19 protein-coding genes are annotated in these 25,338 nt (G+C 47.2%); 12 read left to right on the plus strand and 7 right to left on the minus strand.

Annotated features, from left to right (window positions below; genetic code table 11):
• Positions 1-67: 67 nt before the first annotated feature.
• The 7 genes from GV64_RS03720 to rnr all read left to right on the plus strand — a co-directional run bounded on the left by GV64_RS03720 (position 68) and on the right by rnr (position 9,282).
• The gene (locus GV64_RS03720) at positions 68-559 is read left to right on the plus strand and encodes a bacteriohemerythrin (protein WP_020584269.1); all 492 of its coding nucleotides are present in this window, start codon (positions 68-70) and stop codon (positions 557-559) included.
• Positions 560-964: 405 nt separating this feature from the next.
• Positions 965-2,131, plus strand: a complete 1,167-nt coding sequence (gene hflK / locus GV64_RS03725; RefSeq protein ID WP_020584268.1) for an FtsH protease activity modulator HflK — start codon at positions 965-967, stop codon at positions 2,129-2,131.
• On the plus strand, positions 2,128-2,994 hold the full coding sequence (hflC, locus tag GV64_RS03730) for a protease modulator HflC (protein WP_020584267.1): 867 nt from the start codon (positions 2,128-2,130) through the stop codon (positions 2,992-2,994). Before hflK ends, hflC begins: the two co-directional genes overlap by 4 nt.
• Before the next feature lie 221 nt (positions 2,995-3,215).
• Positions 3,216-3,410 (plus strand): DUF2065 domain-containing protein, encoded by a 195-nt coding sequence (locus tag GV64_RS03735; RefSeq protein WP_020584266.1) that lies wholly within the window; start codon positions 3,216-3,218, stop codon positions 3,408-3,410.
• Positions 3,411-3,497: 87 nt separating this feature from the next.
• Complete coding sequence (locus GV64_RS03740) at positions 3,498-4,679, plus strand: ATP phosphoribosyltransferase regulatory subunit (RefSeq protein WP_020584265.1); 1,182 nt, start codon at positions 3,498-3,500, stop codon at positions 4,677-4,679.
• Positions 4,680-4,840: 161 nt separating this feature from the next.
• Complete coding sequence (locus GV64_RS03745) at positions 4,841-6,133, plus strand: adenylosuccinate synthase (RefSeq protein ID WP_020584264.1); 1,293 nt, start codon at positions 4,841-4,843, stop codon at positions 6,131-6,133.
• A 521-nt stretch (positions 6,134-6,654) separates the two neighbouring features.
• The gene (gene rnr / locus GV64_RS03755; protein ID WP_034844002.1) at positions 6,655-9,282 is read left to right on the plus strand and encodes a ribonuclease R; all 2,628 of its coding nucleotides are present in this window, start codon (positions 6,655-6,657) and stop codon (positions 9,280-9,282) included.
• Positions 9,283-9,388: 106 nt separating this feature from the next.
• Here the strand turns inward: rnr and GV64_RS03760 are convergent, their stop codons facing one another.
• From GV64_RS03760 to GV64_RS03770, 3 genes are all read right to left on the minus strand, one after another.
• On the minus strand, positions 9,389-9,808 hold the full coding sequence (locus GV64_RS03760; protein ID WP_020584260.1) for a YeeE/YedE family protein: 420 nt from the start codon (positions 9,806-9,808) through the stop codon (positions 9,389-9,391).
• A gap of 10 nt (positions 9,809-9,818) precedes the next feature.
• A complete protein-coding gene (locus tag GV64_RS03765) occupies positions 9,819-10,238 on the minus strand; it encodes a YeeE/YedE family protein (protein WP_020584259.1) in 420 nt (139 codons plus the stop codon).
• Positions 10,239-10,299: 61 nt separating this feature from the next.
• Complete coding sequence (locus GV64_RS03770) at positions 10,300-10,596, minus strand: ArsR/SmtB family transcription factor (protein WP_020584258.1); 297 nt, start codon at positions 10,594-10,596, stop codon at positions 10,300-10,302.
• A 508-nt stretch (positions 10,597-11,104) separates the two neighbouring features.
• Between GV64_RS03770 and GV64_RS03775 the strand changes: the two genes are divergently transcribed.
• From GV64_RS03775 to GV64_RS03795, 5 genes are all read left to right on the plus strand, one after another.
• Positions 11,105-11,515 (plus strand): hypothetical protein, encoded by a 411-nt coding sequence (locus tag GV64_RS03775; protein ID WP_020584257.1) that lies wholly within the window; start codon positions 11,105-11,107, stop codon positions 11,513-11,515.
• A gap of 308 nt (positions 11,516-11,823) precedes the next feature.
• On the plus strand, positions 11,824-12,156 hold the full coding sequence (locus tag GV64_RS03780) for a hypothetical protein (RefSeq protein WP_152553911.1): 333 nt from the start codon (positions 11,824-11,826) through the stop codon (positions 12,154-12,156).
• A 248-nt stretch (positions 12,157-12,404) separates the two neighbouring features.
• Complete coding sequence (locus GV64_RS03785) at positions 12,405-12,746, plus strand: hypothetical protein (RefSeq protein WP_020584254.1); 342 nt, start codon at positions 12,405-12,407, stop codon at positions 12,744-12,746.
• Between the two features lie 143 nt (positions 12,747-12,889).
• Positions 12,890-13,624, plus strand: a complete 735-nt coding sequence (gene rlmB, locus GV64_RS03790; protein WP_020584253.1) for a 23S rRNA (guanosine(2251)-2'-O)-methyltransferase RlmB — start codon at positions 12,890-12,892, stop codon at positions 13,622-13,624.
• Positions 13,625-13,808: 184 nt separating this feature from the next.
• On the plus strand, positions 13,809-14,483 hold the full coding sequence (locus GV64_RS03795; protein ID WP_020584252.1) for a hypothetical protein: 675 nt from the start codon (positions 13,809-13,811) through the stop codon (positions 14,481-14,483).
• 75 nt (positions 14,484-14,558) lie between these two features.
• Here the strand turns inward: GV64_RS03795 and GV64_RS03800 are convergent, their stop codons facing one another.
• The 4 genes from GV64_RS03800 to tamA all read right to left on the minus strand — a co-directional run bounded on the left by GV64_RS03800 (position 14,559) and on the right by tamA (position 25,053).
• Entirely contained in the window at positions 14,559-17,504 is a 2,946-nt protein-coding gene (locus tag GV64_RS03800) for a ricin-type beta-trefoil lectin domain protein (RefSeq protein ID WP_034844005.1), read from the minus strand.
• Between the two features lie 260 nt (positions 17,505-17,764).
• Entirely contained in the window at positions 17,765-19,261 is a 1,497-nt protein-coding gene (locus GV64_RS03805) for an MATE family efflux transporter (protein ID WP_034844007.1), read from the minus strand.
• A gap of 192 nt (positions 19,262-19,453) precedes the next feature.
• The gene (gene tamB, locus GV64_RS03810; RefSeq protein ID WP_020584249.1) at positions 19,454-23,350 is read right to left on the minus strand and encodes an autotransporter assembly complex protein TamB; all 3,897 of its coding nucleotides are present in this window, start codon (positions 23,348-23,350) and stop codon (positions 19,454-19,456) included.
• Entirely contained in the window at positions 23,347-25,053 is a 1,707-nt protein-coding gene (tamA, locus tag GV64_RS03815; protein WP_020584248.1) for an autotransporter assembly complex protein TamA, read from the minus strand. Before tamA ends, tamB begins: the two co-directional genes overlap by 4 nt.
• Positions 25,054-25,338 lie beyond the last annotated feature (285 nt).

The following is a 25,338-nucleotide window of genomic DNA, read 5'->3' on the forward strand; positions in this document are numbered from 1 at the left end:
CTGTGCTATTCACTGGTAAGTCTTCTGGCAGCAAGGAAGATACTCACCCGGAAAGTGGATTGTTGTGATGCTTAATATTGACAGTGTGGAAATAGATAATAATTCAGAAGAGTTATTCCCATGGTCAGATAAGTTGTGTGTTGGTATTGAAGAGATTGATGCTCAGCACCGTGTCCTGGTGGACCTACTGAATGAATTACACCGAGCTATCCATGAAAGACAGGGGTCAGAGGTTGGCCGGGAAATTCTTGGTCGTCTTGTGGAGTACACCCGTATTCACTTCACAGTAGAAGAGTCGTTGATGAGAGTGCTTGGATATCCGGATTATGAGGAGCACAAAAAACATCACTCACAGTTGATTGAGCAGGTAAATAATCTTCATGAGAAGGTTATTCAGGGACAGCAGGTCAGTTTTGAGTTGCTTCATTTTTTAAGAGTTTGGCTGGCTAAGCATATAATGGAGGAAGATCGGGAGTATGTCCCATTTATGCTTTCAAAAGGTGTTGCTGCGAATTATAAGAAGCGTTCTTGGCTGGACCGAATATTTCATCATGAATGATGGATAAATTTTGGGCGAAACAGCTCTAATTCAGGGTTTGTAAAGAAAATCCGTTGCGGTCTTTACCAATTCGGCTTGCGCTATTCGCTATCCAAACTCTACAATCTGGCTCAGGAACTACCTTACAGGCACATCTATATGGATGTACCTGTAAGGTAAGTCAGGATCCCAGGCTGCACGGAACGTTGCATTTTCTACTCCCCTGTGGTGGAGTGAAAGTTGATGGCTGCTCTGGAAATTTATCCTGCGACGTCATGTCATGCCTGACTGGCCCTTAAGGTCTGAAGGTGACTATGGTATGTACATCCTCTGACGGACCGGCGATTGATTTAAAAGCCAGTTGTCCCCAGTAACAGGGATGCTCAAACCAACATTTAATTTGATGCTGACTCTACGGAGACATATATGGCCTGGAACGAGCCGGGTGGAAATAACCAGGATCCATGGGGCGGTGGTAACAAAGGCGATAAGCAAGGACCACCGGACCTGGACGATGCTTTTCGAAAATTTCAGGAAAAGCTGAATTCAATGTTTGGGGGTGGCCGTAAAGGTGGCTCTGGTGGAGGTGCTCAACCAGGCTCTTCATCTGGAATGTTTATCGGCATTCTGATTCTGGCTGTTGTTGCTTATGTCTGGAATGCTGTCTATACCGTTGATGAAAAAGAGCAGGCGGTTATTCTCCGGTTCGGTGAGTATGCTGAGACCGTAGGACCAGGTCTGCATATATACTTTCCCCCCATTGATACCAAATATCAGGAACGTGTTACTGAACTTCGAACTTATAACCTTCATCAGCAGATGCTGACTGAAGATGAGAACATTGTCGAAGTGGCCATGTCGGTTCAGTACAACATTGAGGATATCAAGGACTATGTCCTGAATGTTGCCAAGCCTCTGGTGAGTCTTGAGGAGGCTACGCAAAGTGCATTACGGCACGTTGTGGGTGGTTCTGAGATGTATCAGGTGCTGACGGAAGGCCGTGAAGTCATGGGTATTGAGGTTCGTGACCGTCTTCAGGCATATCTCGATAGCTATGGTACAGGTCTTAATGTAGCCAAGGTGAACATTGAAAGCGCCCAGCCCCCAAAAGAAGTGCAAGCGGCATTCGATGACGTTATTCGTGCCCGTGAGGACGAAGAAAGAGCCAAGAACAAGGCTCAGGTGTATGCCAACAAAATCGTTCCTGAAGCGCGTGGTCAGGCTCAACGTACGATTGAGAATGCCAATGGTTACCGAGATGAAGTGGTGGCCAGGGCAGAAGGTGAGGCTGATCGTTTCGTGAAGTTGATGGGTGAATACAAGCAGGCGCCTGAAGTAACCCGTGAGCGTCTGTATATTGAAACCATTGAAGAAGTATTCAGTAAGTCCAGCAAGGTGCTTGTGGATGTTGAAGGTGGCAATAACATGATGTATCTGCCTCTCGATAAGCTGACACAGTCCCATGGTAGCAGCAGCATGCCTTCAAGGCAGTTATCTGCGCAGGAATTAAACGAGATTACCACTCGGGTGACAGAAGAATTGAATAAGCGCGTCAATAGCTCGCGAGCCAGTGGAGGGAGGGTAAGTCGATGAGTCAGAAAGCCTTCACTGGACTGATTATTGCCCTGGTTGCTGTGATACTGGCTTGGGGTAGCCTCTTTGTCATCTCTGAGCGGGAGAGAGCGGTTCAACTTCGTTTTGGTCAGGTAGTGCGTGACAGCATTCCCCCGGGCTTGCATGTGAAAATCCCGGTCATTGATAAGGTTAAGGTGTTTGATGGTCGTCTGCAGACGCTGGATGTGCCGTCTGAACGTTTCCTGACCCTTGAGCAGAAGGCCGTTATTGTGGATTCCTACATCAAGTGGCGAATTCATGATGTGTATGACTTCTACCGTGCAACTGCCGGTGATGTGTTCCGTGCCAGTAACCTGTTGGCCCAGCGCGCTGAGTCCAGCATGCGTAACCAGTTTGGTAACCTCACCCTGAACGAAGTGGTTTCAGGACAGCGCGATGAGATGATTGAAGCCTTGACCAAGTCCTTGAATGACGTTGCTCAGAAAGAGCTTGGCGTCAGTGTCATGGATGTGCGTATCAAGCGAATCGACTTGCCTCCACAGGTCAGTGATTCTGTGTTCGAACGTATGTCATCTGAGCGTGAAAAAGAGGCTCAAGACTATCGCTCCCGTGGTCAGGAGATGGCAGAAGGTATCATGGCCAACGCTGATCGTGAGAAGCGTGTGGTTCTGGCCGATGCATACCGTCAGTCTGAAATGATCCGCGGTGATGGGGATGCCAAGTCAGCCGATATTTATGCTAAGGCATACCAGCAGGACCCTGAGTTCTATGCTTTCTATCGGAGCCTTCAGGCCTACCGAGAGAGTTTTGGGGAGTCTGGTGATATCATGTTGATTGAGCCTAAAGGTGAATTCTTCCGTTACTTTAACCACGATAAGTAAGGCAAATAATGAACTCTTGCGAATAGAGTGGTAATATTATCAAAACCGGGCCTCGCCCGGTTTTTTCGTGTGTGGGTTCACTGAACTATCTGTTATGAAAATACTGCTGTTCTGGCTCAGTAATCATTTTCATGGCTTGGAGTGAGCGGCATTTTGCGCTCATGGCTGTCAGGATATGAACTCATGGCCATGCTGGGGGGGTGAACAGCGGAGAATAGGCAATGGACTTTGGGCAGCAATTACTGATTGCTTTCAGCCTTATGCTGGTGCTTGAGGGTGTTGTGCCATTTCTTTACCCACAGCGCTGGCGACAATTAGTTCGCCAGTTAGCTGAAATTGATGACCGGCAATTAAGAGTAGCCGGTCTGATCAGCATGCTGGTGGGTGTGGCTTTACTGTATCTGATCAATGGTTAGCCTCTTCGCTCTGGACACTTTCTGATACTGAAATGATGGAAAAGGGCGAAGAAAAAAACTTCCACAGTAACAATAAGAGAGGCTGTTATGACCGTCGCTGATCGTTGGCTGCTGCCTGACGGAATTGAGGAAATTCTACCTGGCAGAGCCCGTTGTGCTGAAAAGTTAAGGCGCGATATGCTCGACCTGTTTGACCGCTGGGGTTACCAGCTGGTGATTCCTCCCCATCTGGAGTTTATGGAGTCACTGACGGCAGGTGTCGGTCATGATCTTGATCTTCAAACCTTCAAGGTGACTGATCAACTGACCGGTAGAACCATGGGGCTGAGGGCAGATACAACACCAGCGGTAGCTAGAATTGATGCTCATACTCTAAAAGTAGATGGACCAGTAAGACTTTGTTATGCCGGTAGTGTCTTTCATGCTCGTCCGGCCTCTCTGGGAGCTTCAAGGTCCCCGATCCAGATCGGTGCAGAGCTATATGGCCACTCGGGTGTTGAAAGTGATCTGGAAGTGATTTCCCTGATGCTGGAAACATTGGCTCAGGTGGATGCAGAGTCAGTCAGCCTTGACCTTGGACATGTACAGATATACCGATTACTGGCAGCTCAGGCTGGGCTATCAGATGATCAGGAGCTTGAGCTGTTTGATGCCCTGCAGCGTAAAGCTATTGCTGAAGTAGACCAGTTGCTGAACCAGTGGGGGCTCGATGAAGCCTCAGGCAGGATGCTCAAGGCTTTACCACATCTGGCTGGTGGGCCTGAAATTATCGAACGGGCCAGAGGTGAGTTTGTAAATGCACCACAGGGTGTAGCTATTGCGTTGAATGAACTAGAAGTCATCGCTCGAGAAATTACCAGCCTCTACCCCGGAACTGGGTTTTACTTCGACCTGGGTGAGTTGAGAGGCTACAACTATCATACTGGCGTCGTTTTTGCGGCATACCTCCCTGATCAGGGGCAGGCAGTCGCGAAAGGTGGGCGATATGATGGGATCGGTGAAGCATTTGGGCGATCCCGACCAGCAACGGGTTTTAGTACTGACCTTAAGGCGTTGCTGGAACTGAAGGCTGAAAGTACTGAAGACTGTACTGGAGGTACGACCATTTTTGCACCTGCTGATGCGGATGCTGCTATTGTGCAGACCCTGCGTCGACAGGGAGAACGGGTAGTTCGACAACTTCCCGGGCAAGAGACAGAAGCAGCGGGCATGGGTTGCAACCATCAGCTGATCTGCCGTGACGGCGAATGGTTGGTTGAACCTTTATAAGATGGCATCAAGACCTGTTGAGCCGGGAAGTATGGGCACAGCAGCATTTGCCGTTCGGGTTGGCAACCGGTTGTCGTATTCTGTCCGTAGATGATCTGCGGATTTTAAGTTAAATATGCAGTCTTTGGGCTGTATCGAATTGAAACTAAGAGACCGATTCCATGGGTAAGACTGTTGTCGTACTTGGCACCCAGTGGGGTGATGAAGGTAAAGGCAAAATTGTCGATCTGCTGACAGAGCAGGCTGAGGCGGTAGTTCGCTTTCAGGGCGGCCATAATGCCGGACACACCCTCGTTATTAACGGTGAGAAAACCGTTCTGCACCTGATCCCTTCCGGCATTCTGCGTGAAGGTGTTGTTTGCTACATTGGTAACGGTGTTGTGCTCTCTCCTGAAGCACTGCTTAAAGAGATGAAGCAGCTGGAAGAAACAGGCGTACCTGTTCGTGAGCGGTTGAAGCTCAGCCCCTCCTGCCCGCTGATTCTGCCTTACCATATTGCACTGGACCAGGCTCGTGAACTGGCCCGCGGTGAAGCCAAAATCGGCACCACTGGCCGTGGTATTGGTCCAGCTTATGAAGATAAAGTAGCTCGCAGAGGTCTGCGTGTTGCTGATTTACTCCATCCTGAGCGTTTTGCCAAGAAGCTGAAAGAGGTGATGGACTATCACAACTTTGCTTTGCAGCACTATTACAAAGTAGATGCGGTGGATTATCAGGCGGTGCTGGATGATACTCTGGCCATGGCCGAAGAGCTGATTCCGATGATCGATCGTGTTTCTGATCGCATGCATGAGCACCATGAACGTGGTGATCATATCCTGTTCGAAGGTGCTCAGGGCTCTCTGCTGGATATCGATCATGGTACTTATCCTTTCGTAACTTCTTCGAATACCACTGCCGGTGGTGCATCAACCGGTACTGGCTTTGGTCCTTTGTACCTTGATTACGTTCTGGGTATCACCAAGGCCTATACGACTCGTGTAGGTTCCGGACCTTTCCCTACCGAACTGGATGATGAAAACGGACGTCACCTGGCCAAGGTTGGTAATGAGTTTGGTGCAACGACTGGCCGTCCACGCCGTTGTGGCTGGTTTGATGCCGTTGCCCTGAGACAGGCTATTCAGATCAACTCTGTCAGTGGTCTGTGCCTGACCAAGCTGGATGTTCTTGATGGTCTGGAGACCATTCGTATCTGTGTGGATTACAAAAATGCCGATGGCGAATCCATCACTACGCCAGTAGATGTAGAAGAATACGAAGCAGTTCAGCCAGTCTATGAAGAAATGCCAGGTTGGACTGAGTCCACTTTTGGTGTGAAGAGCCGGGATGAGTTGCCTGCTAATGCATTGGCTTACATCAAGCGTCTTGAGGAAGTCACTGGTGCGCCTATTGATATCATCTCTACCGGTCCTGATCGTGTAGAAACTATCGTACTACGCCAGCCATTTGCCTGATCATCAGAGTATAGCTTCTCCAGGAGGCTGTAAGACTTAACCGACCTTTTCGCAGTAGGTCAGTGTTAAGTCTTGCAGCCTCCTGGACTCAGGGTTCTCTGTGGTGGCCTGTGAGTGCGTGAGCAACGTAGCAGCTGCATAGGTGAAGGGTATAAAAAGAAATAGCCGGTTTATCATTTGATGAATCGGCTATTCTTTTATCAGCTTCTATATTTTTCAGCAGTTCTTCTGGAAAGTTCCCTGAGAACATCTTTACATTGACTGTCCGATACATGTACTAATACAGAATGGATTCAATGTTTTCTTCCACCACCTGTCTGAGATTTACATTTATATTGTCATTTCAGTCAGACAGTCATGAGCCGGAGTTCCGGGTCATTGAAAATAATGCCTCATCCGAACTGCAAAGCTGGGAATTATCCACGTAGGCAGCATTTTCATCGTAAGCAGCCTGAGCTGATATAAACAGCCATGAGCTGAATAAGCAGCCATGAGCTGATACATAGAGGTGCAATAACCACATGTCAAAAGGGTGGAAAAGCCAGGACAGTCAAGCTTCCCTTGAAGCAGAACGATATGAGAATCCCATTCCCAGTCGTTTATATATTATAGAATTTCTTGAAAAGCGAGGGGCACCGGTCAGTCATCGGGGGTTGTGCCGTGAAATGGGCATCACTGATGAAGAGCAGAAAGAAGCATTGATGTTTCGCCTCAAGGCAATGATCCGTGATGGTCAGCTGTTGCAAAATCGTAAGAATGCTTTTGCTCTGATCAGCAAGCTGAACTTGATTAAGGGTGTTATACAGGGAAATAAAGACGGGTTTGGATTTTTGATTCCTGATGGTGAAGGAGAGGATCTCTACCTTTCACCACGGGAAATGCGACAGCTGTTTGATGGTGACCGGGCAGTTGTTCGTGAGTCTGGTGTCGATCATCGTGGGCGCAGAGAGGGTCAGCTGGTTGAGGTGCTTGAACGAAATACAACGCAGGTTGTTGGACGTTATTACACCGAGTCTGGTGCGGCTTTTATCGTGCCAGAGAACCCCCGTATCAGTCGAGAGATTATCGTTCAGCCTGGTCCCATGATGCCTACCGAAGGCCAATACGTTCTTCTGGAGATCACTGAGCAGCCCGGGCGTCGTAATATGCCCATGGGTATTGTTAAGGAGATTCTTGGCGGTAGAGCTGATGCAGGGATGGAAGTTGAAGTTGCGGTTCGTACACACAACATTCCGCACACCTGGCCTGAAGAAGTGGAGAATCAGTGTAAAGGATTTACCTCTGAAGTCGCTGAGTCTGATAAAGCTTTCCGTGTTGATTTACGCGAAACGCCCTTTGTCACCATTGATGGTGAAGATGCTCGCGACTTTGATGATGCCGTTTATTGTGAGGCCAAGAAAGGTGGTGGCTGGCGACTTTTCGTTGCAATTGCTGATGTCTCTAATTATGTAAAGCCAGGCTCCGCGCTTGATAAGGAAGCGGTTAACAGGGGAACCTCTGTTTATTTTCCCGGCCATGTTATCCCCATGTTGCCTGAAGTGCTTTCCAATGGGCTTTGCTCACTGAACCCGAAGGTTGACCGGCTGGCTATGGTCTGCGAAATGACCATCAGTGCAACTGGAAAGCTGTCGGGTTACAAATTTTATGAGAGCGTTATTCGCTCACATGCCCGACTGACCTACAACAAAGTCTGGGCAATGCTGTCAGAACCTCTGAGTGAAGAAGGCAAGGTATTGCGCAGTGAGTATCGGTCACTGACCCTGCACATTGATCAGCTGTATTCTCTGTACAAAACATTGATTTCAGTTCGCGGTGAACGGGGAACCATCGATTTTGACACGGTGGAGACGCAAATCATCTTTGGTCGGCATCGAAAAATTGAGCAAATCGTACCCACAGTGCGAAATGATGCTCATAAACTGATTGAAGAATGCATGCTGTGTGCCAACGTATGCGCTGCAAAGTTCCTGGATAAACATAACTTACCCGGGCTTTATCGGGTGCATGAAGGGCCAACGCTGGAGAAAAAGCTTAACCTGAACAGCTTTCTTGGTAGTCTTGCATTATCGGTACCTTCCGGAAAGGTGACACCAAGAGATATTCAGGCCCTGTTGCTTAAGGTGAAAGACCGTCCTGATTTTCATGTAATCCAGACCGTGATTCTTCGCTCCATGAGCCAAGCGGTGTATACCGGAGATAATCAGGGGCATTTTGGGTTGGCATTCAAGGCTTATGCTCATTTTACGTCCCCCATTCGTCGTTACCCCGATCTACTGGTTCATCGGGCTATTCGACATATTATCCGTTCAGACATTCCTTCCAGGCATGTGGTGCGAGTAGGTGCTCAGCCGATTCCCCAGAAAAGGATTTACCCATACAGTGCAGCAGATATTCAGTCATTGGGTGAACACTGCTCTACTACCGAGCGACGAGCCGACCTGGCAACACGTGATGCGATGGATTGGCTGAAGTGTGACTATATGCAGCAGCATATTGGCCAGACCTTCAGCGGTATTGTTTCTGCGGTAACGGGCTTTGGTCTGTTTGTTGAGTTGAAGGATGTTTTTGTTGAGGGTTTGGTTCATGTGACCAGCCTCCCAGATGACTATTATATTTACGACAATGTCCATCATTGCATGAAAGGTGAGCGAACCGGGCGTAGGTTTGGTCTTGGTGATGAGCTGGAAGTGATGGTCAGTAAAGTCAACCTGGATGACAAGAAGATAGACTTTGAACTGCTATCAACGCTAAGTAATCCCGGGCGGAGAAAGGCTTCTGGTAAATCGGGCTCTTCTAAAAAGTCTCGTTCTCCCGGTAAGTCTGCTGGCAGCGCTGAGCTGGGAAGTCGGTTTAAGTCTGCTTCGGCCAAGGCAAAATTATTACGAGAGGCGAAGGCTGCAGAAGAGGCGGCTAAAAAAAGGAAAGGCTCTTCACGAGCTGAAGGCTCCTCAGAGGAAGGTAAACCCTCAGGCCGAAAACCGGCGGGAAAGAAGGCTTCCAAAGCAACGGGAAAAAAGCGTAAACCAACCTCTTCAGGTAAAAAGAAGGCTGCGGATAAGAAGAAAAAAAGCAGTGCTAAGAAGTCTGATCCAGCAAAGGCTTCAAAGCCAAGTGGTAGACAGCCCCGTAAGCGAAAAGTCAGCCAGTAGGTAAACGTTGCACCACAGAGATCACCAAGCTCACAAAGAAAAGACTTTTATTCTTGGTGTACTTGGTGATCTCTGTGGTTATAAGGGAGCTTTCAGTTGAGATTTATCACAGTACTTTGGTTTTGAGTTGATGGCTGATTATTAATCCCGCCATCATGGCGACAATGAATAGCCAGACATCACTGTTGCCGGAAAGCATTGAAGTCACTGCTGGGCCTGGGCAAACACCCAGCAAACCCCATCCAATTCCGAAAAGGCTGGTTCCAACAATTAGTTGTACGTCAATGGAGTTGTTCTTGCTCAAGCTCCAGTCATTGGTCAGTATGGGCTGTGCTCTTTTTTTGATCAGGAACTGATAACCGGGGATAAAAACAGCCAAAGCACCTCCCATTACAAAAATCAGAGTGGGGTCCCATTGGCCACTGATATCAAGAAATGCAGTAACCAGCTCAGGGTTTACCATGCCTGACAGCGCCATTCCAATGCCGAATAGCACGCCTGCAAGTAAAGCGATTACGTAAAACATAGAGCCCCCTTCAAAGCATGTGCAGTCGGATGAATACGGTAATGCCTGCTACTGCCATGAATACACAGGTAGCAACGATTGAGCGAACGGAGAGACGTCCAATACCGCATATTCCATGGCCACTGGTACAGCCATTTCCAACCCCGGCACCCACGCCAACAAGCAAACCTGCAGTAATGATAATGAGAGCAGATGCATTGTAGTTTTCAGGGAAAGGTGTGCCTAGGAGATAAATAGAAAGCCAGCCTCCACCGATCATTCCAGTGATAAACAGAAGCCTCCATAGAAAGTCTTTTCTATTTGGAGAGGTCAGGCCTCCAAGAATGCCACTGATCCCAGCAATTTTTCCATTTAATAGCAGCAGAAGGAGGCCTGCACTGCCCATTAATATGCCGCCCAGAAGGGACGGCCATGGAATGGTAAGCGCCATAAAGTTTCCTTTGTATTGTTATGTCTATGGGGAGTGTTTGGCTCAACCGTTTCCTGATGGATTACTGGCCACAGAATACGTTGTAAAGTGCCTTGAGAATCTCTTCAATCCTTGGGTCTGCCAGCGAGTAAAAAACCTGCTGTGACTCCTTGCGTGACTTAACCAGCTGGTGTTTTCTCAACACGGTGAGGTGCTGGGAAAATGCTGACTGGCTCAGCGCTGAGCATTCTTGAAGTTGACCTGCACCCATCTCTCCCTGAACTAATTGGCAAAGCACCATAAGGCGCTCTGGATGGGACATTATCTTCAGAATACCGGCAGCTTCGGATGCTCTGTTTTGCATCTCTTCAAGCATCATAGGGCATGACCCTTATTATTCGGTGTTATCACAATAATTCGGAGGCTATCAATTTGAATGGTTTCGATATTATTATATTAGTCTTATCTAAACAAGCAGTATCTGTATTAGATTTATCTGAATATGTGTTGATTATTTGATGTTTGATGCAGGAAGTTGTGTTGCAGACAATCGTTTGTTTGGAAGAGTCGTTTAGTAAAAGTCACTTATCGTTTACTGGGGCGAATGTTTAATTGTGAACACTCCTGGCAGATTGCGTAGCTATGTTGCTTATCGGCAACCGGTTCACAGTGGCTTCAAAGCAGCAAACCTGGTTGGCGTCCATGAGACCTGGCCAATGTCTATTTACTGATGGACATAATACTTTTGTCTGATTAGGTATGTGTGACTCGCAGTTGCGGCCAAAAATGCCCATAGGTAAGAGTTCCTCTCCAAGTTGTTAGGGCCTTACTCCCTTTTATCCAGCATATTGGAGTGTAAGGAATATTTGCAAAAGGAGTTGATTACTATGAATTCTGTAAAAGCACGTGTTGCTCAATTTTCTCGTGGAAGTGAACCGACTGGGAGCAAAAATAAAAGCCCAGTAACAAAACAACCGGCTAAAGATAAAAAAACAGTTTCAAAACAAACGGATCAAGTTGAAAATCCTGGGTGCCTTTCCCGCATAAGAATGGGGGCAAGGTCGGTTAAGAAAAGCTTTAACGACGGCGCTAACAGTGTTCGGAAGTGGGTTCAGCCTGATGGCAAAGGTACACCTCTCGAGAAAAGGCGAGTTGCAGCACTTGTTATTGGAGGCATTGGATTGGCTGCATGTGGATTGGCTTTGTGTACTGAGGCTGGTGTGGTGATATTAGGTGGTGCTGCTGTGGCTGGAGGTGTTTATTACTACTATCGTCGTACTCATCAGACGAATGGTTAAACTTTTTGGATCATTTATATGAGCTGATCCGAATTTTTATATTGGCGCTGTCCTCTGCATCACGGTGAGGTTTCATTTATGCAGCTTACCATTGCTGCATCACTCACTTAGTAAGTCTTTGCTTTAAGTCCGTGATGTGGAGCACATTTAAATAGGCCGTTCATACTTTCGTCGAATATAGACTGGGTAAATAGTCTTTTTCGATTTGCTTCTTTTCTGGATAGCCCATCTAACAGTGTTGTTAGTGTATGGCCCCTGCTTTTCCAGCATTCTGTATTACAAACCTATCATATGAAAAGGAATTCAATATGCTCAGTAATGTAGAAAATACATCAGCTACTGGCAGCTCAAGACAGCCTGCATCTTCAATTAAAAAAAGTGGTTCTTTTTGGGCAAAGTTCGGACCACGAAAGGTGGCAAAAAGTATTGCAAAGACAGCTAAAGGCCTTCGTGACTGGATTAGTAAGGCTCCGAACAAAAAAATACAAGCATTTCGAATCGTAGTGCTTATTGGTATGGCTGCAGGAATTGTTTGTCTTGGAGTTGCCGCAGCAAAGGTAACACCGTGGGTTATTGCTGGGGGAGTGCTGCTGGGCGGGGGTTGCCTTATCTACCGCTGTACTCGTTCAAACCGAGCTTAACAGAATTATCATCTGGCAAGAAAACCCTTGTTGATAATTTTATCTACAAGGGCTTCTTCTTCTGTATGTTTGACAGATACCTCACCAGACAATTCATTGGTCAGGTAATACATTAGTCTGACAGATATTGATCTTTTATTGCTATTTTTCAGTGTGTTAGTGCATATAACTGAACTGTTAGTGTTCGATGCTTCTTAATACGGCATTCTTGGTTGTTATTAACTTATATCAAGTATTGGAGTGTGTTTATGCTAGGGATAGACAATACACAGAGTACTAATAACTCTCTTACTCAGGCTAAAGTTCAATCATCACCGAATAAATGTTCTGGCTCAAGCTGGGGAAGGTCTGTAAAAAACTGGGCTTCTAAAAAAGTTACGAATATTGGTAACTGGCTTAGACCAGATGGCAAGTCGCTTAATAAAAGGAGGGTTGTTGCTCTGGTTGCTATGTGCCTTGGTGGAGGTCTTTTTCTTGGTGCTGCAGTTACTGCTTTTGCTACATTAACAGGTGGTGCATCGTTCTATGTGCCTGTAGTCGTTGGTGGAGGTCTTGTCTTCGGTGGTTATTGTCTTGGGCGTCGGCCTTAATCCCCAAGCATAAATAAATAGTGGATCTGATTTTTTGGCGGGCTATTGTTGATAACGTTATCAACAATAGCCCCTTCCTTTCTGGTTTTGCTAAAATCCCGTTTTAATTCCCTGGCCTGTTAAGGCTTTCAGATGAGAAATCAATGAGTAATGACGTAGTGTTTGGCCTGCATGCGGTGCAGAGCCTGTTTGAGCAGTCGCCCGAAAGAGTGTTGGAGCTGCAGGTCCAAAAAGGGCGTACGGATAAACGAATCAATGCACTGGTTGATCAGGCTCGAGACCTGGGAGTTTCTGTCAAGTTTGTTGAGCGCAGCCGTCTGGATGCCAAAGTGGATGGTGTTCATCAGGGAATCATGGCCAGGGTATCTGCTGCCCGGGTCTACAGAGAAGAGGATCTGGAAGACATTCTGGATGGGCTGAATGAGTCGCCATTTCTGTTGATTCTGGATGGAGTGACAGATCCGCATAACTTGGGAGCCTGCTTACGAACAGCGGATGCGGCAGGTGTTCATGCGGTTATCGTACCAAAAGATAAGTCAGCCAGCCTGAATGCTACAGCAACTAAGGTTGCCTGCGGTGCTGCAGATAATGTGCCTCTGATTCAGGTGACAAATCTGGCAAGAACCATGGAGTGGTTGAAAGAGCGGGGTATCTGGATGTTTGGTACTGCAGGCGAAAGTTCAGGCAATATTTATCAATCGGACTTGAAAGGTTCTCTAGCTCTGGTGATGGGGGCAGAAGGCAAAGGGATGCGTCGCTTAACAAGAGATCTGTGTGACTCTCTGATTTTTATCCCAATGGCAGGTTCGGTCAGTAGCTTGAATGTTTCGGTGGCTGCAGGTGTATGTTTGTTTGAAGCTGTACGTCAGAGACAGTAAGTAATTTCCCCACTCCTCATCATTGTTTTTTCTTCTGGGCTGGCTATCTCAAATTGTTCTCACATGGATAGCCAGTCATTCCTATCCTTATTTTCTATAGCCATTCTAAAGAGAGTGCTTGTCTTCCTTGCCTGCACAGCAATCAGGTATCGCAAATATTGCTATCTCAAGAGGGTTCCAACCTATGAAGTCTCGGGTGCTTTTTTTTCTTCTGCTATCCAGTTTCTGTGCATTCGCCTATTCAGGTGTTGAGAAACCTGCAGCAGGGCCGTTGATAGTGGAGATGGAAGGGCGGGGGATTTACCTGACCTCCTCTACAGCAACCTTAACGGGTGAGGATATGCTGACGCTGACTGCACCAGACGTTGATTGGTTGGGCGGGATGAAGCAGGAGCATATGAATAAGCTGTCGACAATTGATTTGTCTAAGCTGCCTGAACTTTCTGGTTATCTGGATAAAGGGATTAAGCATACGCTGGTACTTTCTTCATTGGAGTTAAAGTATAAGACGGAAAGTGGCTGGCGAATTTTACAAATCCATGATCGTGTTGAATCCGTCAGCAGTTCAGGTGGAAATATAGCATTCAAGTTTAAAGACCCTTTACAGATACTGCTGGACCAGAAAATGGAGCAGGTAACATTGGTTTTGAAAACCTGGCCTTATCCTACTAATGGCTGGTTGATGGAGCTGGGACGTTTTCCTATGCATTCGACCTGCTGTGACTGCAGTGGCTGGTGTGCTTTTCTCTGGATCCTGTTTGCTTATTGCAAAAATTGCCTGCAACCTCAGGGAGGAGAGTATTGCTGCATAAACTGTGACCCTCCTGTTCCGGCAGCGCCTGGTGGAACGTGTCCATAATATAAACAATTGGAGGTATTGAATTAAAAAAGCCAGCTCAGAAGAGCTGGCTTTTGTTTAGTGCTCCCCGCTCAACTAGTTCAGGCCTGCTCGCCACTTCTGGTTATCACCACCGTTGCTTTCCCATAGCACGATAGGGTCACCACTGTTGGTACCTGAAGCATCAATAACCATATTACCGTTCAGGCGGGTACTGAATTTCCCACCATCTTTATTGAACTGCTGGCTGATGTTGTTTTCATCACAGTCAGCAACTTCCAGCTGAAGGCCATTGCCAATACTGCCGGATGGTACAGCCATGCACTTATTACCCGGTAATTGACTTTTAATGGTGCCTTTAACCGGATCAAAGTACCATTGCTGTTCTGTTGACGCGTTACAGCTCTTCAGCTGAATCTTGGTTCCATTGGCGGTGTTGCCGTCGGTAACGTCCCAGCACTTCCCCTTGCGCTTATCACGGAAATCTACCCAGCGGTGAATAGCTGATTCTGGACGAAGCTCCCATTCCTGCCATCTGCGACCGTGGTATTCCCATTGGCCAACATTACCGCCATTGTCGTAGTTATAGGCATCAGCAACGATATTAGGGTCATGTTTGCTGGCAAGTGTGTTCATGTTGTAAGTCCAGCGCAGGTTATCGCTGTCTACACAATCCCAGATCACGACTTCACCGTTATTGTATGCTTGTCCACGGTTATCCAGACATTTGCTGCGATCCGCCCGGTTTTCAAACATCTCGGTTGCTTTATTGAAAATCCAGTGCTGATCGAATGACTCATCATCACAGTCCCACAGCTGAACATTGGCACCATTAACCAGGTTGTTGTCGTGGCCATTAATATCCATACAGCGGTTAGCTTTGCGATTGAATATCTTCACAAACGGCTCAAGAGGATCAATATATGCGATGCTGGTATTGCCTTCAGCACGTTCCCACATTTGCAGATAGGCTTCAGCAGAGTTCATTACAGCTTCATAAACACGGCTGGAAGCTTGCTCACGGATATCCTGAATCTCGTCTGCCAGCATGCCGTAGTGCGCCATGCCTTCCTGGTTGTAGTCAAATACCCGGTTACCAGACTTCTGCTTATTAAAGACCAGACCAAATTCAGAGGTGAATGGGTACTCCAGGGGATCGGTGTCAGCATTGCTGCGAGGTCCATGTTGACCACCCAGACCACTCATATCGGTGCCCAGACCAACACCTTGGAGATAAGGTGTTTGCTCGACATGATCCAGGTAACGGGAAACCCGCTGTTCCACTCCATTGGCATCAGCGTTGTAGGGAGCGGCAAAGCCACCGGCTTCTATCAATCGCTTGGCATTTTTGTGGATATTACCGTCGCTGCCTGAGTTCATCCAGCTATGGGATGTGACAACACCGCTGTATTGACGGGCTTCCACAATATCCATTACAGCATCAGCGGTATCCGGACTCATGTGATCCATCTCAATCAGCATGTTCTTATCGATCATTCGGTTGATCAGATAAACCCCTAGTTGAGATAGACCGTATTTATTACAGTGTTCAATCGTCTCATCGTATTCCGGGTTTAGGTTGGCGGTATTGAGAATGTCTTTAATAAACGGCACATCACCAATTAATGGGAACCCAGAAGTGAACGCAGCTCCTTTGGTGTCAACATCGCACTCTTTGGTTTCAAAGAAGCGGTTGCCAGCCAGCCATTGGCCAATATTAATAAAGCCATTTTCTACCCTGGAACCCGCTATTTGGTTGTCAAACTTGTGGGTTGGGTAAATACTGCGAACACCAAGGTCATACAGCTCGTTAAGTGCGTTCTCAACGGTATTACGGTTGCATTTGTCCTTTTGTCCACAGTTGAAAGTTTCAGATGCTTCTACCCCCATCAGAACTGCCATCTGACCATTGGCCATTACCTGACGTGCTTCTTGCGGTGATGTCACTATCTGGAAAAAACCTTTTCCGGGGCCGCCAGCCTGAGCATCAATGTAATCCTGCATATCATTCAGGCTCTGGATTTGCAGGCGAATGCTGTCCATGGTGTCACAGCTGTTTGGGTTCACCCAGCTGCCGGGGTTGACCGTGGACTGAACTTTACAGAGTACTTCATTTTCCACAAGGTGGGTGACCATGAGTTTCAGCCCGGAAAGGTAAGCTCGTTCGATCCACTTGTAGTAATACCCCATATGGCTTAACGACTGATGATTTGGCCAGAAGGGGAACTCAGGCCAGCCACGGGTGTCATAGCGGAAATTGACATCATTAAACGCATAGAGGTTACCTATGATGTCCAGGGAGCCGTCCGGACCATGGATGTCCTTACTGTCTTTCAGTGCCTCTTCAACACCCCAGCGGTGGAAAGGCTCACCATGCATCATTTTACCGCCCATGAATTCATAGGAAGTAATATGTGTGTGTGGATCCACGTAACCTCGAACAGGGGCTGCAGGATTGCCTTTTAACCCATCTATATTTCCAGAGACGTTTACTTCCACTTCAGGGAAAGGCGTACAGTCATTCTGAGCGACCAGCTTGAATTGGGCTTCGCTGGTATAGTCATGAGGATTCAGCAGATCAAAAAAGTAGAGTCCACCATCAGTCCAGTTATGGCGTAGCTGCCTGCCCAGACCGTTGCCGTGAAAGCTGTACAGATACTCACCACCAGATGATGGCTCTGCACTGATACGCCATTCAGCGTATTCACCGGCATAGCGCCCGGCACTGACTTCTGCCGGCAGGTGAGAGGCCAGATACCGACCGTCTACATCAGTCAGCATGTAGTTGAAAAACGACGTTGGCTTCATAAAGAAGCGAGCGGCTTCATCTGGGCTGATGCTTTCAAAACGGTAACTGAGACCGTTATCAACGGCGCCACCTTTATGAAACTTTTTCAGGTAATTGCCGTTTTCCGGTGATTGGACGGAGTAACACCCCTGGGCAAGGCCATGAACGGCCTCTTCAGCCGTGTTTGCCTGAATGTTTGCCGATAGAAAGGCAGCACAGGCTAACAGACTGCAGCTTATACGCTTTGTTATCATAGAGATCTCATGATTGTTATTTTTATTATTAGCCAGATTCTGCAGACAACCTCAACCCAACAGAACCTCAGTAAATAAACCATTAGTCGTGTTCTAATAATTCATTTGCTAAAAAACACTATACAAACGTTCGTTTGATAGTGCAAAAAACATGAAAAAAATTCACAAATAATTAAAGGCTATTGATTGGCTGCTTATACGCTTCTGAACATTTACACGCTTTATTGTCACCCTATAATCAGGTTGCTCATAAGAGCCGCTCAGTCTGCATACTTTGCGGGCTCTTCTTCCGCAATTTCCTGACATTCCGCTTCCTGAGCGAGTTGTCCCAAGTGCGCAGAATCGGACGCCAAAGGGCTTAGAGGGCAGGGGATGGATATGTCTTCTTCTACATGGATTTGCTCAAGTGGTTGGTCTGCCTGTTCACTGGCAATCTTCCGCTCAATCTGGTCAACAAGCCTGAACGAGAAAAAGACAGCCAATAAGGAAAACACTATGCCACCAATGGCCTGTCCTGATAACACACCAAAGGCTCCATCTATCTTTCCTCCGAGCATGATAAAAGGCACTGTACCAACAGTGGCTTTACCCCAGTTAAATAATGTCGACCATCCTGGCTTACCCAGGTTATTAAATGAGGCGTTCGCAACAAATAGCGTACCGTTGAAGACAAAGCTGATGGCAATCCATGTGCAGAAAAAGTGAATAATCTGAGTGGCTTCCCCTTTCGTACGGAAAAGAAGCACAAGATAGTCCTGTATGAGGAAAACAATCATCGAAACAACGGTTATATAGACCGTTGAAAACAGATACGCATTTTTCAGGCTCTGCTTAACTCGGCCTATCAACCGGGCTCCATGGTTCTGTCCGATAATCGGACCAATAGCCCCGGATAGTGCAAATACGACGCCGAAAGCAACAGGGGTGATACGACCAATAATGGCATACCCGGCCACGACCCCATTGCCAAAACCAGCAAGTTCCCGCATAACCAGCACAGAGCTGATGGGCATGGCCAGATTGGTGAGAATAGCGGGGATTGCAATATGGAGGATATCACCTATATCCCGGTAAAACTGTTGTAGATTCACCTTGCACAGCAACTTGTGGACTTTAATGACGCCGTATGCCGATGTGTAGAAAATCGTGATCCGAGCCAAGACGGAAGCGATGGCTGCGCCTTCTATGTCCATATCCAACATAAAAATAAATACGGGGTCCAACACCGCATTGACAGCACCACCGGACAATGTGGATCCCATTGACCGCTTTGCATCGCCGACAGACCTCAGTGCAGCACCAAAACACATAGCAATCGCCAGAATTGGCATAGAGGGAATCATAATCTTCAGGTACTGGGTCGCCAGTGAATGAACTTCACCTCGGGCACCAACCAAGTCTAAAAGCTCTGGAATAAATAACCAGACCACCAAAGCGATCACACTGGTGGACAACCCGCCAAGAATCACTGTGTTGGCCAGAAACTGACAGGCTCTATCCCGCTCCTTTGCACCGATTGCTTTTGACAATAGTGCCCCTGTGGCAATGGAGAGCCCGATGCCAATGGATGTGGTGACAAATAAAACCGTGCTCGCATACCCCACAGCTGCAGCAAGAAACTTTTCCCCCAGCAGGCTGAGGAAAAACAAATCCAGCATATCAACCACAAAAAGCGCAGTAATACCCACCGCATTACTCAGGCTCATTACGGTGATATGGCGCATGGTTGAGCCGTGGGTAAAACGGGCATGAGGCATAGTCGGCCTTACGATTGTATGGGGTTGAATGAGTTGAGAATTAAGAGAGACTTAAACCTCAATGAATTAAGTGGAATCGCAGATGAACAGCTCACCAGACAGTCATCACTATGATCGGCAACAGGGGATACTTCAATACATTCATTCATATCTCGATGGGAGATTGAATTCGTAGTTTGAATCTGAATAGATCTATTTCTTTCCTGTCTCAATTTTAAACTGATAAAACAAGTCTATAGCCTGAGCAACGCCACTGATGGCCTGAAGATAAAGCCGGGGCATTAATTCATAACGTACCTTCACTTCGGCGATAGAGTTAAAAACACCGGCTCCATACTGAACCCGAAGTCCGGGAGCAATGGTTCCGCCGATGGTGACTTGGGTATTGTCTCCACTGCCCTGAGTATCGAGTGTGACATCGGAAAGACCAATTTTTTCGCCGATCGTTGTTACTACTCCGCCAAACTGGCTGACACCGAAACCAATCAACATGGATTGCACTGCGGAACTGTCACCATCTTCCAAACCCCGGCCCCTGAGCAGGTAAGACCACTGTTCCTGTTGTGACATGGAAGGATCTGAATAAATTGAAAACTCCGGTCGGGTTGGTGGTCCGCTGACCTGAATACCAACTGTTACATCGTCTTCTATGCTTTCCGGGTTTCGAATAGCGTTTACAGCAAGATAAGGACTAGATAGAGGGCCGGAGAAAATGATGTCTCCCTCTTTGATCAGCAAGTCCTGACCAAATTGATGATAACGTCCGTTGACAAGCTGAATGGAACCATCAGCAACCATAGGTTTTCCGGGCTGAAGAGCCAGCAGTAAATGGCCACCCAGGCCTGATTTCAGGCCATAGGCATCAATTTTGATGTCTTTACCCAATACGACGCTCACATCCATAGAGAAGGGTGGGCCAGCATGGATCAGCGTTTCTTTGCTTCCCGGGGTGATAATCACAACGTCATCCGAGGGGGTAACGGCTTGCTTTGGCAGTTGTTTGATTCTGACCCTTGCCCAGGGAATGGTAACTTTGCCTGTCAGGGTTTGAGCTTTTCCAATGGTTAGCTTCAGGTCGGGAGATGCCCTTAGCTGAAGTACACCAGGTATTTTTGCTCCAAGGTTTTTCCCTTTCATTTCAATGACACCGGTAGGCGGCATCTGTTGCCAGTCAAGATGGCCTGACAGTTTCATTTCTCCCTCATCCACTTTCATGCTGCCACTGATCTTGCCTTTATTGCCATCCACATTAAGGACTGTTATCAGCTGGCTGACTTTGACCATCTCCTGTTTGGCGATTAGTTGCCCCCCACTCAGCTTAAGGCTTCCAAAGAGTAAGGGTTCTTTCAGTGTTCCGCCCATACGAGTGTCAGCCGATAAAATACCATCGATGTTATTAATATCCGGGATCAGTGGTTGCAGGAAGTACAGGCGCATATCCTGCAGTCTGGCTTGCCCACTCAGCTTCTGGTCACTTTGTATATTGTCGATGGCCAGGTTGATATGGGCGACACCCAGTTGTTTTGATTCAAAATCAAACTGGGCCGTCAGGTCATCTTCATTCAGGTTGATGACTGTAGAAAGCTGTTGGTATTTCACGGCAACCGGATTATCAGAATTACTGGTGATTTCTCCGGGCGTCGTTTGAATCTGAAGGTGAGCGATGGGATGACCGCCATCCCACTGAATATCACCACTACCAGAGAGTATGGCTTTCCACGCAAGGTTGCCTGGCAGGAATGGATTCAGGTTAGAAAGGTTAAAGTCTGACAGCTGAAAACGAGTGGTTCCACGATGGGTTGAAAACTGGGATGCATCGACACAGAGTCTGGCAGGCTTGGCAAGCCAGCATTGGTCAGTAAGCTTCACTTCCCCTGTAGAGTTAAGCAGAATAGCCACTGGCTTTTCCAGAGACCAGTTATCCACAGGTGTGACTATATTGGCACTGGCTAATTGGCCCTGCCATTGCCCACCACCCTTTTGGCCATTAGTCCCTTGCCAAACACCGTTAACCAGTAGCTCTCCAGATACCGGTTCACCCTGAGATTTGAGCGAGATTTTATGGTTTCGTTCACTTCCAGTGACTGTCATTACCAGTTGTTTCAGTTGAGTGCTGCCGTTGCTTAGTGTGCCCACTTCAACACTGGTTTTACCTTCCAGAAGTGTTGTTCTAGTCAACTCACCATTAACTTGCAACTGGTTGATGCTGGTTTGCTGAAAGTTAATGGATGGGCTATTAAAATCAAACGATAACTTTGGGTGTTCATCGCTCCCCGTCAGCCGTAAGTTGCCCTGTACTGAGCCTTTTAAGTCGAGGGAAAGAGCATCCAGTGCTTTTGCATCAAGATTGGCTTTCAGGGATAACTGCTCAGCTATTTTTCCACTGATGCTAAGGCGGTTATCCCCAAGCGCAGCATAGAAGCTGTGAACGTTAACCTTGAACGGTAACGCAGCCATTGGCCGAATCTTATTGTCAGCTTCCAGTTTTCCTGTGGCCTTAATGGCTTGATTCAGTAATGAGCCGGTTACGTTGAGTTCCGGAACACTCAGCTGCCATACACCATCTGTCATGACGAAGCGGGTATTTATTTTGCCATTCAGTGTTCCGGGGATATTGGGTAGCCACAACTCAGGCTTCAGTTGTGTCAGGTGTATTTGCCCCTGCCAGTGAATTCCATCTTTCCAGCCTACCTTTCCGGTTAATTTAAGCGGTTTTTCTGAAGTCTTCTCTTCACCTTCAGGACGGATGGAAAAGTCCGAAATAATCAGTTGTTCCAGGTTGCCTGTTGATTTTAAGGTGAGCTGGGTCGCTGGCTGCTCTGCCACTGTTAAGGACGTATGCAATGAGAGTTGGTAATCATTAATATTTCCGGTGATGCTGACAGAGCCTGAGTCAGTTGATATTTGTGGTGTTTCCGTTTGCAGAGGCCATACGAGTTTTGACCATTGTAGGGTGAGGTTCAAGGGGAGGTCTGGTGCTAAAGGTCCAACACTTCCCTGAAGTGAAGTGTTAATGACGCCTTGTGCGAAGAGTTGCAGCTGTAATTGGTTTAAATCACCGGATGCCGTCAGGGACAGTTCTTCTCCCTTAATGGCCGTCAGGTCGGGAATGTTAAAATCATCCAGAATGGTGGCATCCATATTCAGGCTCAATGGATAATTTTCAGATAGCTGAATATTGCCGTCTAACAAGATGCTTGCTCTGGTTTGATCAGCCTTTAGCTTCAGGCTGGTAATGTGTGTTGCTTGCCAGTTGAAGCTAAGTTCCAGTTTTTTCAGCGTCTCGTCGACCTCACCCTGTTGAAAGCGGGCATTTGTTAGTATGAATTGCTCCAGGCTGATAGGAATCGGAAGATTTATTTCTGGAAGGTTGATCGATGAGAGATCAAACGTTGCTGTTGCCTGCTTTTCAGGTGTTGACGCTTTTGTATCAACGGGTGAGTCTTTCCGGGGTGTTAAAAAGACGTGAAGGTTGTCTGCCAGAACTTCAGGAATAGAGAGCTGGTTATCCTGCAAGTTGGCACTTGCTTTAAAGGCTTCAAGGGAAACTTTTGTTCCGGGAATCGTGAAGTTGAAATTCTGAATATTGATCTGATTGATCAGAATATCCAGGGGAATATTGATGGTTGCACCTGTTGTGTTGGATTCTTGCTGTTTTGCTTCTTCAGCTACTGGTCGAATCTCCAGGCTCCCGCTTTTGACTGCCACCAGTTGGACAGGCAGCTCTCTTGACGTGAAAAGCGTGGTGAAAAATTTTCCAAGTTGCCACTGAAGCGTTACTTCGTCAGCGTGAAATGAGATCTGGTTGTCTTGCCATTGGAGATTCCTGAGACTCCAGCCCGTCATCAACTCCCCTTCAGTCAGCTCGCCATCCAGTGCTGGTAGAAAGTGACTCAGTTGTCGCCAAAGTAAGCTATTGCCTGTGTGAGTATACAGCAGTAATGAAGTCAGTATGAGCAGGACTGAAAGAAAGGCTATTGTGATTAATAGACATTTCCTGGCCAGAGATGCTTTTTTCACAGGACGTTGTTCTGGCATTTTTGGGGTGTTTTCAGCAATTTCAGCTTCGCTGTTGTGAGAGCCACTCATAGATCAGGCCCCATGGAAAAATGAATTCTCCAGGGAGAACCGGGTTCGCTGACAGCAAAGGCGAAGTCCAGCTTCAAAGGCCCCAGTGGGGTAACCCAGCGTATCCCGGGACCCACGCCAGTTTTCCATTCAACCTGATCTTTTTTGTAGGAGTTGGTTACGGTACCGCTGTCTACAAAGAAGGCAATCCGCCAGTTATCAACAATCTCATAGTCATATTCGATACTCGCTACAGAGAGATACTGGCCTCCAATCAGTTGGCCGCTGCTGTCTTTAGGCGAGATACTGTCATAGCTGTAGCCGCGAACCGTCTGGTCACCACCGGTAAAGAAACGAATGGATGGCGGGATATTTTTGATATCGTCGACCCAGATAGCACCTTGCTCAACTCTGCTGATGAGTCGATGATGCTTATAAAAGGTGGTTAACCATTTGGCGCGTCCCCACACCTTTATAAAGTCCGCATCGGATTGCCAGGCTTTGGCAGAGGTTTCTATTTTTACGTTGTAGAGGCTGCCGGAGCGCGGATCCATTGGGTTACCAACCACTTTCCGTCGGTCAAAAGACATGCCGGGGATCAGCAGCAAGTTACTGCTGTTCTGCAGACCCTGAGTGTAGTCTTCATAGTCTACCCGGAGAAAGAAGTCCTGATCCCAGTTGCCCGGACGTTTCTTCCATTTATTAATAGAGGCGGAAACCAGTCGGCTGTCTGTGTCCTGAACCATTGTTCGCTTGTAACCACCGTCCAGGCTGTAATATTCCAGCAGTGGGTTGCCGTATGGGATTTTATAGCGCCCACTTAATTCATGAACTTTACGAGACACTTTCATATCGCTGGTAAAGCTATGCCCTTTTTCACCCATCCAGGGTTTATCAACACTCAGGGAAACTCTTGGCCCTTCATCTGTCGAGAAACCAATACCGGTTTCCAGCTCCCAGGCTGTTTTTGGAATCACACTGACGAAAATCGGAATTTCACCATCAACTGCCTGATCCTTCAGAGGCCGAACCTCAATGGATTTAAAGTATCCGGTGGCGGAAAAGTCCATATTTAACTGGCTGAGCTTTTCAGAACGGTATTTCTGCCCCTGTTCGAAGTTGATGATGGGGTTGAGCAGTTTCCGGGTAGGTTCGGTAACGGAGTGGTCATAAAGCACTGGGCCGAAAGTATATCGCCTGCCGGATTTCAGGGTTAAGACAATGTCTGCAGCGTGCTGATCTGGATAGACTTTTATCTGGTGCTCTATCAATTCAGCATCAAAGTAGCCACGGGTTAGTGTCAGGTCATTCAGGCCAGTTTTCAGTGACTCATAGAGTCCATCATTCAGCACATCTCCCACGCGCAAAGTATTCTGCTTTATGAGTCGCTTGAATGCCCGGTCTTTTCTAGCATCTCCTTCCACGTTTATTTGCACGGATTTGATGATGACGGGTTGGCCAGGGTTGATATTGATGGTTAACTGGTTTGGCTTTTTCTTGCTGCGATGAAATTCGATGGTTGGCTGATAATAACCAAGAGCCATTAACGACTTTTGCAGAGTCTCTCTGATTTCGTGGCGGTGATCTTCAAACTGCCTGGGCTTAATGGTTGGCAGGGTATTCAGATACAGAGTGGCGTTTTGCTGGAGCTCTTTATCTAACCCATTGATTTTATAGGTGAGAGGCTTTGCTGCTTGGGCGGTTGTGGAAAGTAGCAGAGCCATGACAAGCCACAGGCCGGTTTGCCTGAGTGGTCTTAGTCGGAAAGGCTTGTCAGAGGATTCGGCCATAATTCAATAATAGCGGGTATACATTCCCGAAAAAGAAACCGTAAAAAATGTGAAAAGCTAAGCATTCATACTTTCTAAAGCATGTATCGGCCTTTGGACCACAACTCTCATATATAACCGGTTTCGAAAATCTGCCATCTGAACGACTATCCTTTACATAACCTATTGTTTCAAAATACTTTTCGAGTATTTTAATCACTGTATTTATCGACTGGGAAG

It is taken from the genome of Endozoicomonas elysicola (genome assembly GCF_000710775.1).
GTDB lineage: Bacteria > Pseudomonadota > Gammaproteobacteria > Pseudomonadales > Endozoicomonadaceae > Endozoicomonas > Endozoicomonas elysicola.